The organism is Paenibacillus sp. FSL M7-0802 (assembly GCF_038004945.1).
Classification (GTDB): domain Bacteria; phylum Bacillota; class Bacilli; order Paenibacillales; family Paenibacillaceae; genus Paenibacillus; species Paenibacillus polymyxa_B.
The window spans coordinates 5,936,703-5,948,990 of record NZ_JBBOSD010000001.1 but is presented as its reverse complement, the minus strand read 5'-3'; the positions used below and the strand labels follow the sequence as shown (position 1 = coordinate 5,948,990).

Annotated in this window: 14 protein-coding genes; 11 read left to right on the top strand and 3 right to left on the bottom strand. The window is 39.7% G+C overall.

What is annotated here, in order from left to right; genetic code table 11:
* Window positions 1-104 precede the first annotated feature (104 nt).
* The 3 genes from MHB54_RS27080 to MHB54_RS27070 all read left to right on the top strand — a co-directional run bounded on the left by MHB54_RS27080 (window position 105) and on the right by MHB54_RS27070 (window position 1,776).
* Window positions 105-413, top strand: coding sequence for a hypothetical protein (locus tag MHB54_RS27080; protein ID WP_025723019.1), 309 nt, complete (start codon window positions 105-107; stop codon window positions 411-413).
* 344 nt (window positions 414-757) lie between these two features.
* Window positions 758-1,111, top strand: a complete 354-nt coding sequence (locus MHB54_RS27075; protein ID WP_053325447.1) for a beta-xylosidase family glycoside hydrolase — start codon at window positions 758-760, stop codon at window positions 1,109-1,111.
* Between the two features lie 245 nt (window positions 1,112-1,356).
* Window positions 1,357-1,776, top strand: coding sequence for an ester cyclase (locus MHB54_RS27070; RefSeq protein ID WP_071558739.1), 420 nt, complete (start codon window positions 1,357-1,359; stop codon window positions 1,774-1,776).
* A gap of 224 nt (window positions 1,777-2,000) precedes the next feature.
* Here the strand turns inward: MHB54_RS27070 and MHB54_RS27065 are convergent, their stop codons facing one another.
* Entirely contained in the window at window positions 2,001-3,392 is a 1,392-nt protein-coding gene (locus MHB54_RS27065; RefSeq protein ID WP_264454839.1) for an aminotransferase-like domain-containing protein, read from the bottom strand.
* A gap of 107 nt (window positions 3,393-3,499) precedes the next feature.
* Between MHB54_RS27065 and azlC the strand changes: the two genes are divergently transcribed.
* Window positions 3,500-4,231 carry an azaleucine resistance protein AzlC gene (gene azlC / locus MHB54_RS27060; RefSeq protein ID WP_264453774.1) on the top strand — a complete coding sequence of 244 codons (732 nt, stop codon included), beginning with the start codon at window positions 3,500-3,502 and terminating at the stop codon, window positions 4,229-4,231.
* Complete coding sequence (locus MHB54_RS27055; RefSeq protein WP_023988622.1) at window positions 4,212-4,544, top strand: branched-chain amino acid transporter permease; 333 nt, start codon at window positions 4,212-4,214, stop codon at window positions 4,542-4,544. Before azlC ends, MHB54_RS27055 begins: the two co-directional genes overlap by 20 nt.
* Before the next feature lie 182 nt (window positions 4,545-4,726).
* Here the strand turns inward: MHB54_RS27055 and MHB54_RS27050 are convergent, their stop codons facing one another.
* Window positions 4,727-5,080: a winged helix-turn-helix transcriptional regulator gene (locus MHB54_RS27050; RefSeq protein WP_023988623.1), complete on the bottom strand. Its 354-nt coding sequence runs from the start codon at window positions 5,078-5,080 to the stop codon at window positions 4,727-4,729.
* 131 nt (window positions 5,081-5,211) lie between these two features.
* Between MHB54_RS27050 and MHB54_RS27045 the strand changes: the two genes are divergently transcribed.
* The 5 genes from MHB54_RS27045 to MHB54_RS27025 are packed head-to-tail and all read left to right on the top strand — an operon-like array spanning window position 5,212 to window position 9,168.
* A complete protein-coding gene (locus tag MHB54_RS27045) occupies window positions 5,212-5,868 on the top strand; it encodes an ABC transporter permease (protein WP_264453771.1) in 657 nt (218 codons plus the stop codon).
* A 9-nt stretch (window positions 5,869-5,877) separates the two neighbouring features.
* Entirely contained in the window at window positions 5,878-6,789 is a 912-nt protein-coding gene (locus tag MHB54_RS27040; protein ID WP_028541278.1) for a glycine betaine ABC transporter substrate-binding protein, read from the top strand.
* A gap of 14 nt (window positions 6,790-6,803) precedes the next feature.
* Complete coding sequence (locus tag MHB54_RS27035) at window positions 6,804-7,574, top strand: ABC transporter ATP-binding protein (protein WP_264453770.1); 771 nt, start codon at window positions 6,804-6,806, stop codon at window positions 7,572-7,574.
* Window positions 7,571-8,206 carry an ABC transporter permease gene (locus MHB54_RS27030; RefSeq protein WP_339202175.1) on the top strand — a complete coding sequence of 212 codons (636 nt, stop codon included), beginning with the start codon at window positions 7,571-7,573 and terminating at the stop codon, window positions 8,204-8,206. The genes MHB54_RS27035 and MHB54_RS27030 overlap by 4 nt, the downstream gene beginning before the upstream one ends.
* Window positions 8,203-9,168: a zinc-binding alcohol dehydrogenase family protein gene (locus MHB54_RS27025; RefSeq protein WP_339202179.1), complete on the top strand. Its 966-nt coding sequence runs from the start codon at window positions 8,203-8,205 to the stop codon at window positions 9,166-9,168. The genes MHB54_RS27030 and MHB54_RS27025 overlap by 4 nt, the downstream gene beginning before the upstream one ends.
* 196 nt (window positions 9,169-9,364) lie before the next feature.
* Here MHB54_RS27025 and MHB54_RS27020 read toward each other — a convergent pair whose 3' ends face one another.
* Complete coding sequence (locus MHB54_RS27020) at window positions 9,365-11,281, bottom strand: right-handed parallel beta-helix repeat-containing protein (RefSeq protein WP_340982065.1); 1,917 nt, start codon at window positions 11,279-11,281, stop codon at window positions 9,365-9,367.
* Between the two features lie 118 nt (window positions 11,282-11,399).
* On the opposite strand from MHB54_RS27020, the gene MHB54_RS27015 reads away from it, so the two are divergent.
* Window positions 11,400-12,155, top strand: a complete 756-nt coding sequence (locus MHB54_RS27015) for a helix-turn-helix transcriptional regulator (RefSeq protein WP_053325454.1) — start codon at window positions 11,400-11,402, stop codon at window positions 12,153-12,155.
* Window positions 12,156-12,288: the final 133 nt, after the last annotated feature.

Genomic DNA, 12,288 nt, shown 5'->3' with positions numbered 1-12,288 from the left:
ACATAATAAATATCCATATAGTTCCATCAACATTGACATCAGCAAGTGGACATTATAAGGTATGAAAGCCAGAATTTCTTAATCATAATTGTGGAGGCAGATCAATGAACCAGCGTTTTCGAATCACCCGTTCCATGCAGGAAAGTCCGGTGGAGCAATCCATTTCCCTGGAGGAGTGCAAAGATTACTTTGCATCCCAGCCAGACTTTTCGTATTCACGAGTGCTTATTATACAAGGTGCTGAGAGCACCATGTCGATTGAGGGAGATTTTTTCATGTGGAAGTATGCTGACGTAGAAATACCTTTTCGCCATTACATGGGGGATGTGTATGTGGCTATTTCCGATGAGGCTGTCGTGCCTAAGATGATTGAAATTGCAACAGATTTGCAAGCAGATGTGGTGGATGGGTGAAGAACTACTCACTATTTTTATTCTGCTGAAGGTTATTGACTTCGTAGTGTATCTTTACAGCAATGGACAGTGCTGATTTCTGACTGCTGACATCGAGTTACATAGATGTCAGCATTTTTGTTAACCACGTAACTGCAGTGGACATAGTAAAGCTACAAAATGGTAGACTTCATCCGCTGATCGCCTCTTATTGGCAGATGTGAAGAAGACGGAAGACCTGATATGTCAATATACTGGTAAGAACAATCCATAACCACAAAATACATATTCATTGGCTGGATGCTAAGAGACTTAACAGCTGGATCAACGAAAGGGGGGACGTATGCTATGTTAGAGATATTTCGTTGTTTCTCATTACGGGAGGCAGTTCAAGCTGGAAAATTAGCGAACAACCGTTGACGGTAAACTCCCAGGATGTGGACCAGGCAGCGAACAATCCGATTACGTCCTACAGCAATATTGCGTATACGCTTCGCTTTTATGCAGGAACACATTTTCAGTCGCTCAGGAGTTATGACGGTAAAGAATATGAAGCTATTGGAATTGGCTTAGATACCACGATATTCTCTGATGAATATAGCAAGTATGGTGAGTTTACAGGTAGTTTTGTTGGCTTGACCTGTGCCGATCGTGTTAAACATCAACAATATGCTGATTTTGATTTTTTCGAATATAACGTTGATGAAATGAATGAATAAATAAGTATTATTAGTTACCAAATGGTTACTATAGAACATTAAGGTGCCTACTTCACAAAAAACACGAGCGAACTTATTATGAATTTGAAAACCTAGGTTAAATTAATATTGTAACTTTGAAGTCTTTAGTTATCAATTATGATATTGATGTGTGAGGGAGATTTACTGATCAAGCAGGAACCTTTTACTTCAATGGTGATGGGCACGAAACGAAAAGGATAAAAAATTTTGAAAGGAATTTGAGAATGACAATTGAAGCGAATAAACAACAGATGCACCGGTTTACAGAGTTCATAAATACGGCTAGCGTAAAGCTAGCAGAAGAACTTATTGCCCCAAATGCGATTTTCTATGTCCCAGCACGGGAAGATGCGATGAAGGGACCGGATGGATATCTTGCAATTATCCAAATGATGCGAACTGGCTTCCCTGATATCCAATGGACACTGAAGGAGATGGTTGCTGAAGGCGATAAGGTGGCTGCGCGATTCATTATGCGAGGTACGCACCAAGGCAGTTTCTTCGGTTTTCCTCCAACAGGGAAAACCATCGAGGTTCAAGCGATGAATTTTTATCGATTCTCTGATGGGCAAATTGTAGAAGAATATGGTCAACCCGATATGCTTGGATTACTTCAACAAATTGGCGCTGTTCCAAGTTCGTAGAGGTTCATTTCAATACGACATCTGATGGTGTTCTTTGTTCGATGGATATGTAGCTAAGTAGGACAAATGTTCGTTTAAAATGGAAGCTACATAGGGAAGCTTTCCATTTTAGACGAATAAAAGACATACACTGTTTGTGCTGTGAACATTCGTACTTTGTTATGAAATATAAATAAAATAATGCCTGAGCCTTTGAATGTAGCTATACGCATCAAGACATCAATTCATTCGAGGCTCTCTCTTAAAATCTCTAATCCTCTTCTTAATTCCTCTAAAGAACTAGTGGATGAAAGCGCTACTCTTAGATAATTTTCTTCTGCATTCCCACCGCTCAGAAATCGATTGGAATGAAATACACGAACCCCTTTTTCCAGAAAAAAACCTTCAGAATAAGCTTCGTGCATAACTTTTGGTAAACGTAGCCATCGATAAAAACTCAGTGGATGTCCCCCGTGGAGAGTATTTGGGAAGAATTCAGCAAATAACTGGTTGGCTGTCTCGGCCAATTGTTTTTTCTTCGTAACAATCATATTTGCTTTTCCTGACAGAATCAGCTCAGTTACGATCTCTGCGTCCAAAGAGGATGTTTTGACGTTGACGTTGTATATGGCCTTCATCATTGTGTCTTTGAATGCTTCGTTAAACACGATATAGGCCACTCGAAGACCTGAGCAGATGGATTTGGCGGTGCTACAAATATAAACCGTTTGTTCAGGGAGCAGCTGATACATCGGCTGACCATAATGATCTATAATGTCCGCTGACAAAAAGGCATGAATGTCGTCCTCAATCAGGATCAAATGATGTTTTTGAATGATCTGAGCTAATTCTTTTTTTCGCTTTTCCGGAATTACAATGGTCGTGGGATTAGCGCAGGAAGGCATTAAAAACACACCATGTAAATTCGATTGAGAACATTGGTCTTCCAGAGCTTCAGGTAACATACCATACTCATCCCCTGAAATGGGAACTAGTTTGATACGAAACATTTTGGAGACTTCAATAAAATTGGCATACGTATACTGGTCAACCGCAATTCGGTCCCCGGGTTCAAACAGTGCTAAGAGTGTAATAGCTAATGCATTTTGGGCTCCTGAAACGATCGCCATATGTTCAGTATCGGCCTGGATGCCAAAAGCCTTCATCCAATTGAGAGCAGCCAGTTTATGATGCGGGATACCTGCAGGATCATTGTAATTCAATAGCTGTTCCAGATAACTTTTCTCTACCACGTGCTTTAAGGCCTCAGTAACCAGATCATTGGTTTGCTCAAATGAGGCAACAAAACCAAGGTCAATATGTACGTTTGAGGATGGATCTTTTGAAATGGTGACCGACCGAGCCGCGTTGGCTGAAACAAAGGTGCCGTTTCCGGTCACACCATGAATTAATCCTTTAAGCTCGCAAAGCTTGTATGCGCGTGTAATCGTTGTGAAGTTCACATCCAAAAAATCGGCCAGCTCCCGCTGAGGGGGAAGTTTTGTACCCGGAGCCAAAAAGCCATGTCTGATGTCATGTTCCAGCAATAGGGCGAGAGAGCGATAAAGCGGTCGTTGCAATCTATCCCTGTCAGGTTTCCACGACATCGGATAATGTTCAAACGAATTAAATGGCATAGCACACCTCACAATATTGTAATGCATACAATTGTATCATTGATTGTATGTATTTGCATTGCTAAACTAACGAAGAAATGTAATCTTGTCAAGGAGATGTAGCAACGATGATACACAGAAGTAAGCTTCAATTGGCCTTTAAATCAGCTTTCCCTTCCACACTTCCCATACTGGCTGGATTCTTGTTTCTAGGGATTGCCTACGGCATTCTTATGAATATATCTGGCTTTGGTGCGGGGTATGCGATCCTTATGGCCCTATTTATTTTTGCCGGATCCATGGAATTTGTTGCAGTGCATTTACTGCTCGGTCCGTTCAATCCACTAGGTGCCTTGCTAATGACCTTAATGGTGAACGCCCGGCATTTATTTTATGGCATATCCATGCTTGAAAAATACAGAGGCACCGGATTCAAAAAGTTCTATCTAATTTTTGGACTATGTGATGAATCGTTTTCAATTAATTACACTGCAAACATTCCCAAAGAAGTGGACAAGGGATGGTATATGTTTTTCGTAACTCTGCTTAATCATAGCTACTGGGTATTTGGCGCTGCCATTGGTGGATTTTTCGGATCTCTGGTGCGCATTAATATGGAGGGGCTTGAGTTTGTGATGACAGCGCTCTTTGTTGTGATCTTTGTTGAACAATGGATGAAAGAGAGCACACATCATAGTGCAGTGTTGGGTTTGGGAATTTCGATCCTTTGTCTGCTTATTTTTAATAGCGAAAATTTCATCGTTCCATCTATGATAGGTCTTCTTATCGTGCTCTCCTTCATGAGAAAATCACTAGATAGAAAGACAGGTGAGAGACACGATGTCCATGACTTTGTTTGAAAACATCACAACGATAGGAATGGTCGTCTTGGGAACGATAATGACCCGATTTATTCCATTTATTTTGTTCCCTTCGGGACGTCCCACACCTAAATATGTACAGTATCTCGGCAAAGTGCTTCCCTCGGCAGCTTTAGGACTGCTGGTCATTTACAGTGTTAAGGATGTCACTTTTTTCTCTGGGTCTCATGGTGTGGCCGAATTGATTTCCATTGTCGTCATTATTATGCTGCATCTCTGGAGAAGAAACATGCTGATATCCATCGCTGGCGGTACACTGCTCTATATGTTCCTGGTCCAATTTATATTCTAAAAGTTGATCATCTCCGTTGTTGCAGGTTAGCTATTGAAACTTTACACAAAATAGTTGGTGTGACTATCAGTTGCACGAACAATAACCAAGAGGACTAATGTTAACCTTAGTCCTCCGTTGTTTTTAAAATATTCAAAGGCTTGTCATTCTCGTCCTCAAAACACTTAATCGGGCTCAGTTTTTTAAGAATCCTTCATGTTACGAGGAATTTCCTCATTGAGCTTATGATATTCCAAACCCCACGTTTCCATAACATTAATGATGGGTCTTAAAGTATTCCCTAAATCACTCAAGCTGTATTCGACTCTAGGTGGTACTTCGGCATACACGGTTCGAATGACGATACCATCCTCTTCCATAGACCGCAAATTTTCTGTTAGAACTTTTTGACTGATTTCTGGAATACTTTTACGAAGTTCACCAAAACGTTTGGTTCCTTTCAAAAGGTCTCTCATTATTAGCAACTTCCATTTGTTTCCTATAAGTCCAACCGTTGTCGCCACCGGACAAAGAGGCAACTCTTTTTTTGTAATCATTCGGTCTAATCCTCCAATAGTTACTTTTTGGTTCCTATCTAATAAAAAGGTGCCTACTTTCAAAACGATTATATTGCTTATATTATAAAGCGGTCGAGGAAAAAGCAAATTAAACGAAAGGTGGAGAAACCTTGAATGGCAGCTTATGGATGCAATTAACAGCCTACTTTTCAAATAACATGCATGTTTTTTTAGCAACTGGGAAAGAGCATATAATAATAAGTTTACTAGCTTTACTCTGCTCTGCCTCCATTGGAATTGTGTTGGGTTACGTAACCTGTAAGTACAAACGAACAGAGAAATGGATCGTATCCTTGTTCCAAGTTCTAAGAATTATGCCTAGTTTAGCTGTTCTACTCCTTCTAATCCCTATTATGGGGACGGGAACAAAACCAGCTTTAATTGCCCTGGTACTGTTGGGAATTCCTCCTATATTAATGAATATGATAGCCGGTTTAGAGTCTGTTCCCTCTTTTTTGCTTGAAGCTGCTCATGGAGTGGGTATGTCAGAACAACAGGTAATGTGGCGAGTCAAATTCCCATTAGCTGCGCCAATGATTCTGACAGGGATTAAAATAGCTGCCATTGAGGTCATTGCGAGTGCTACCCTGGCTGCCAAAATAGGAGCGGGTGGATTAGGGGAAATCATCTTTACTGGTTTAGGACTTAATCGAGTGGATTTACTTTTGATTGGTGGGTTTTCGGTGGGAATTTTAGCAATTACAGTCGGGGTAATGCTTGATATGTCCGAGCGTATTTTGTTTAAATATAGATTTTTGAAAAGGTAGGTAAAAGATATGTCTAGAAACAAGAGAAAACTGTATTTTTCAATTTCAATTTTTCTTGTATTGTCGCTCATTTTAAGTGCATGTGGTGATAAAACAGAAAATGCTGAAGATAAAGCAGCAACGATACGGATCGGTACGAAAGATTTTACTGAGAATTTGATTGTGGGTGAACTTTACGCTTTGGCTTTAGAGGGTGCGGGATATAAGGTAGAGCGAGTACCCAATATTGCGGGCTCCGTTATCCATTCATCTATTGTTAACAACGATATCGATATGTATCCAGAATATACAGGTACCGGTTTATTATCCATATTGAAAGTAGATATGCTCACTGATCCTGACGCGGTTTATAAGAAAGTTAAGGAAGAATATAAAAAGCAATTTAAAATTACTTGGCTAGATTACTCTAAAGCAAATGATGGAGCAGGACTTGTTATTCGTTCGGAAGTTTCTAAAAATCTAGGAATTACTACAATTACTGATCTACAAAAACATGTAAGTAAGCTTCGATTCGCCTCACAAGGAGAAGTTGACCAACGTGCAGACGGAATTCCAGCCCTAGAGAAAGTGTATGGTAAGTTCAATTGGAAGTCATCTAAAGTATATGATAACAGCTTGAAATATGAAGTGCTTAAAAACAATGAAGCGGATGTTGCCCCAGCTTACACAACAGAAGGGCAACTAGTTAATAAAGATCAGTTCACACTGTTGAAAGATGACAAACAAGTATGGCCTCCGTATAACTTGGCTCCTGTTGTTCGTGATAATGTGCTGGATACAAATCCAGAGATAGCTGAGGTTATTAATAAGGTGAGTGCGGCGCTGGATACGGAAACGGTAACCGCCTTGAATGCAAAAGTGGACGTGGATAAAAAAGAATATGAAGATGTGGCAAAAGAATTTTATGACTCAATTAAATGAGTGTGGGGGATAACATGAGTCTTATAGCAATTGAATTCCAAAATGTGTGCAAAACATACGCAAACTCCAATGACTTAGCTGTTGATCATGTCAATCTGTCTATTAGGGAAGGCGAATTTATAACCATACTGGGTTCGTCCGGATCAGGAAAAACCACACTATTGAAAATGGTAAATCGTTTAATTGAACCTACCCAAGGGAAGATAAAACTATTTGGTGATGACATTGCTGAAATTGATCCTGTAGCGCTACGGAGAAGGATTGGCTATGTTATTCAGCAAGTGGGTTTGTTTCCTCATATGACCATTGGACAAAATATTGCTACTGTGCCCCGGCTTTTGAAATGGGAAAAAACGAAGGTGGAAGAAATGGTGCACAAATTGTTACTTTTGGTTGGGTTAGATCCAGTAAACTACCTAAATCGTTACCCTTCTCAACTATCGGGAGGTCAGCAACAGAGAATTGGACTAGCTAGGGCCTTAGCAACAAATCCTAATACAATGTTATTGGATGAACCTTTTGGAGCCATAGACGCCATGACTCGTCTAAATTTGCAGGATGAACTTTTGCGGATTCATGGGGGAGTTAAGAAAACCTTCCTATTCGTAACGCATGATATCAATGAAGCATTTAAGCTGGGAACCAGGGTAATAATCATGAATCAAGGTAAAGCCTGTCAGTTTGATACGCCAAGAGAAATTGTTGCTCATCCCGCAGATGAATTTGTCGCATCGCTTATTCAATCTTCAAGAGAGCAAGAACGTTTCTGGGAGGGGTTAAAGTGATCGAATATGCCATTAAGCATCCGGATAAGTTAGGAATTGCATTACTGGAGCATGTGGAGATGCTAATTGTGATCATGCTGATCTCCATTGTCGTCACAGTACTCTTAACAATTTTAGCCCTGACTTCAGAAACGATATCCAGGTTACTCATTTATATTTTTTCGATTCTTTATTCAATTCCCAGCTTGGCCCTTTTCGCAATCATGATCCCCGTGACAGGCTTGGGTAAAACGACAGCGATCACCGTGCTCATAGCATATAACCAATATATCCTACTACGTCAGTTTATTGCAGGTTTGAATCATGTTGAACAGTCTATTATTGAGGCAGCCACTGGGCTTGGTATGAGCCGTATTCAGGTATTGCTTCATGTTCGTGTGCCTTTGGCCATCAAAGCTCTTTTTACAGGATTAAGGCTAGCATCCGTATCTACGATTGGAATGGCGACTATAGCAGCATTTATAAATGCAGGCGGGTTAGGCTCGATATTAAATGATGGCTTACGAACCATGAATATAGATAAGATTCTGTGGGGAAGTGTATTGTCAGCGTGTCTCGCTATTGGAACGAATGCATTATTCATTCAGTTTGAAAAACGAATCTACATTAGATCGGGGAGATCACTTTTATGAAGGCTGTTGTACTGGAAGGGGCCTGTAAACCTGAAGAACTAAAGATAAAAGAAGTTCCAATCCCCAAAGTTAAACCAGGTTGGGTACTTGTTAAGATCAAAGCTTTTGGAATAAACCGCTCTGAAATGTTTACAAGACAGGGACATTCCCCATCCGTCAAATTCCCACGGATTATTGGTATTGAATGCATAGGGCAGATCGAAGATCCATCTGACAGCACATTTCAAAAAGGGGAGCGTGTTGCTTCATTAATGGGGGGATTAGGCCGAGAATTTGATGGAAGTTATGCTGAATATGTTTTGATTCCTTCAAAACAGGTTTATTCCATTCCAATTGAAATGAAATGGACTGAGCTCGCTGCAATTCCAGAAATGTATTATACGGCGTATGCGTCCTTATTCGAATGTCTCCAATTAACTGCTGACGAAGTGCTTCTCATTCGCGGTGGGACGAGTTCTGTTGGTCTGGCTGCCCTTCAGCTAGCAAAAAGTACAGGCGCCACAGTCATATCAACCACTAGGAACAGCGGAAAGCTGGCATATCTTCAGCAGGCTGGAGCAGACTTTGCTTTACTCGATGATGAGTATTTTACAAAAGAAGTTTATAAAATCGCTCCAAATGGCGTAGACAAGGTCCTGGAGTTGGTCGGTACCGTCACAATAAAGGAATCATTGCAACTGGTTTCAGAGCAAGGGACCTTATGCATGTCAGGGATACTGGGAAATGAATGGACACTTGATTCCTTTGAACCGTTAATTGATATACCGACAGGTGTTTATTTTACGGCATTTACAAGTGAAGTTATCAAAGAAAACGTACTAATCGACCTGTTCTATCATATTAAAGAATATGGAATTGTTCCGCCGATTGCTAAAGTTTTCAAGCTAGAAGAAATCCGGGAAGCTCATCTTTTAATGGAGAGTAATGATGCGAATGGTAAGATCGTAATTTTGAACGATTAGTTCAGAAGATTAAGATTTCAAGGGTAGTGACACATCGTTGTTGATGTTCTCTAGAACGTGATGCAAGCCTAAATGTGCCAGATCATTAATAAAATTAAATTCAAAAATCTTATATTTGAAAAAATATTCAAGCGATATCAGTGAAAGAGGCCTTACACCATAATTTATAGAGGTGTAAGGCTTTTTCTATAAGGGATTACCAAACTTTAATATAATTTTTACCTTTTTTCAAAAGTGTAATCGGCCCTATTGGAGACTTTTCTACTCTCTGCATATCCAACAAATCAGTATCCAGGATCACTTCACTACCATCGGGGCGCTCAAATTCAGCGTCAACGATACGTACCCGTGCTAATGTTGCTGTTGAATGTACTTCACCTAGAAAAACATCGAAATTTTCCGGTAATTCACAGGAAAGATAAACTTCTTCTCCCTTATCAACTATTCTGAAGTTTGGATGAAAGCTTTTGTCAACTATCTTATCTTTTTCTCTTTCAAACGGTTCTGCTCCGGCCAAATACGCATTGTTATTAATATAAACAGGTTGTTCCACCAAGTTAAATATTTCAGCGTCTCCGGGATTTTTGTGTACGTTTTCAATATACGCTTCTAAAGAAGCCGTGTGGTTTTTATAATGGGACGTTCCGACACCTTCTAATCCATCAGCTCCAATGAAAATATTATTATAAAAACGGTCATCACCGCCGTAAATGAAAGAAAAACCTGCGATTTTGGTGCTGTGGGGGAGGTGATACTGTGTAGATCGTGTCATTTCTTTCCAATGATTCATCTTACCGCAGATTAGGTTGTTTATGTAAGCTCCACCCTGTGACACATTGTCCAGAGAATATTCAGAAGCCATTATATTGTGATCAACGATATATGGCCCATGGCTTACTTCAACAAACAAATCACGATTATTGCTATAAAATAAATTCTTACTAATCCTTGTTCCCTGTGTCTGCCAATCTGACCATAATCCTAAAGAGCAGTCATGGATACGGTTATGGTGAATCTGGACATCTATGGCTGCATGGAGCTTGATTCCTGCAATTTCGTGACCGTAGAATTCACGTTTCAGAGCAATTTTATATATATGGTTGTGATGAATTTCACTAAAGACACCGCCCAAGTGACCCACAATTCCATTTTGACCGCAATCATAAATCGTATTATTACGGATAATATGGGAGCCGATTTTTTCCTTGCACCAGCCATTACGTTCAGCAGAAAAGACAGATTCAAGCTGGTACTGGTATCCGGGTTTGTCTTTCCGGACGGAGCGATAATTATGCCCGGTGGAGGCTTCTTTACCAATACTGATGGCGCTGCATTTTGCATCGTGAAGGATATTGTTTTCAATAATCCAACCCTTGCTCCAATTGGCGCCAAGCAGTCCAGGCTGATCCGCTGTCGGAGGTGCCCATGGTGTTGCGGCCTGCGCCATTTCAAAGCCTCTTACTGTAATATAATCAATCCCTGTCTCTTGGGGATAGAAACAAGATCTGCGAACGTTAACCTCAACAAATTCTCTGTTCGGATCAGCGCCTTGGAAATTCGCATATATGGTTGTATTATCAGCATTCACTTCTGCAAACCAGACATATTTTGTCTGTTCCTGATTATGAACAGGAACCATTTTTCTTGTCCAGTGGTCCAATACTTCTGTTGTAACCTTCGGATCGATCAGTTGTTCAAAGCGGCTAACTTCATAAAAAGACATACCGTTTAAATAAACGTCTCCTAAATGCTTGGTTTCCTCAATTGTTACGAGCCAATCTCCGGACACTTCAAGAGCATATGGGTTATAGTTACCAAAAAACTCATTCGGCAATACAACCTTCCAAACATTCTCTTCTGCATGCTGCCAACTTTGAATATGCTCTGAGCCTTTAATGATTACTTTTTCACCTTTTGCAGCTTGATAAGTAATTCTTCTCTTGGTGCTTAATCCTTTAAATTTTGGTTTTACCCATTCACGATATACCCCTCCATGGACAATAACCGTGTCTCCTGCCACAGCAGCAGAAGCTGCTTTATTGATTGTCAGAAATGGATCTTCCTGACTCCCCTGGCCGTGATCTGAACCAGTTTTTGCTACGTGATACTCCATAGTCTTATATCCTCCTTTAAATTCAATTTATTTTATTATAGGAAATAATATTTGTTAATTCTATCCAAAATATAGTACACTTTAAGACAATATTAGTGTTCTGGCAAAGGAGAGTTGTATGGTCTTATTTGAAAAACATGGAATGGAGGGGGAAGAATTCTTTCATTTTTTTCCTTTGAAGAATTATAGCTTTCCCCTTCATTTTCACCGAGCATATGAAATGATCTATGTTAATGATGGACAGCTATATGTATCCATTGATCAAAAAGAGTATCTTTTGAAGGAAAATGATCTGGTCTTTATCTTTATAAATCAAATGCATGAATTTAAGACCATCGATTACTCTAATATTACAATCATCCTTTTTTCGCCAGAGTTGATCGGCGACTTTTTTATGAATTTAAAAGGCTTAATTCCAAATGACAGTGCATTGCATTTGGAGAGAGCTATTGATTTTAGTAAGCTGAATTCAATCTATAGCCAGAAAAGTTTTTTATATGCTGTTTGTGCTGATCTGATAAATCAGAAATCGTTTACCCTAGTTAAGCAATCACCTCAGACAAAGGTGCTCTATAAGATGCTGCTTTATGTAGAGGAAAATTATTCTACTGATTGCACATTAAAAGACATTGCAAAATATCTGCAGTATGACTATCCTTATCTATCAAAGTTGTTTGTCCAACAAATGAACATCACCTTCACAGACTACTTAAATCATTTTCGGATTTCACAGGCATGCTATTTGCTGAAAAATTCCCAGCAGGCGATTGGTGAAGTTGCAATCAAGTGTGGTTATAACAATTTAAGAACCTTTCATCGTAACTTCAAGGAAATAACCAGGAGAGCGCCTAGAGAATATCGAGCAATGGACTAAAGAAGAACGGCATAAGCATAAGGTGAATGCGTTGAGCACTTTGTTGACCTTCAGCTTAAACTAGCTGGTGATTATGTTGAAAATATAATCATTAATTCTCAACAATCTTCAGATCATAATTTACGATCCTTCT

Bases quoted from the DNA above. Each gene is read 5' to 3' on its own strand.
- MHB54_RS27080 (WP_025723019.1), top strand. From the start codon at position 105: ATGAACCAGCGTTTTCGAATCACCCGTTCCATGCAGGAAAGTCCGGTG.
- MHB54_RS27070 (WP_071558739.1), top strand. From the start codon at position 1,357: ATGACAATTGAAGCGAATAAACAACAGATGCACCGGTTTACAGAGTTC.
- MHB54_RS27065 (WP_264454839.1), bottom strand. From the start codon at position 3,392: ATGCCATTTAATTCGTTTGAACATTATCCGATGTCGTGGAAACCTGAC.
- azlC (WP_264453774.1), top strand. From the start codon at position 3,500: ATGATACACAGAAGTAAGCTTCAATTGGCCTTTAAATCAGCTTTCCCT.
- MHB54_RS27055 (WP_023988622.1), top strand. From the start codon at position 4,212: ATGTCCATGACTTTGTTTGAAAACATCACAACGATAGGAATGGTCGTC.
- MHB54_RS27050 (WP_023988623.1), bottom strand. From the start codon at position 5,080: ATGATTACAAAAAAAGAGTTGCCTCTTTGTCCGGTGGCGACAACGGTT.
- MHB54_RS27040 (WP_028541278.1), top strand. From the start codon at position 5,878: ATGTCTAGAAACAAGAGAAAACTGTATTTTTCAATTTCAATTTTTCTT.
- MHB54_RS27035 (WP_264453770.1), top strand. From the start codon at position 6,804: ATGAGTCTTATAGCAATTGAATTCCAAAATGTGTGCAAAACATACGCA.
- MHB54_RS27025 (WP_339202179.1), top strand. From the start codon at position 8,203: ATGAAGGCTGTTGTACTGGAAGGGGCCTGTAAACCTGAAGAACTAAAG.
- MHB54_RS27020 (WP_340982065.1), bottom strand. From the start codon at position 11,281: ATGGAGTATCACGTAGCAAAAACTGGTTCAGATCACGGCCAGGGGAGT.
- MHB54_RS27015 (WP_053325454.1), top strand. From the start codon at position 11,400: ATGGTCTTATTTGAAAAACATGGAATGGAGGGGGAAGAATTCTTTCAT.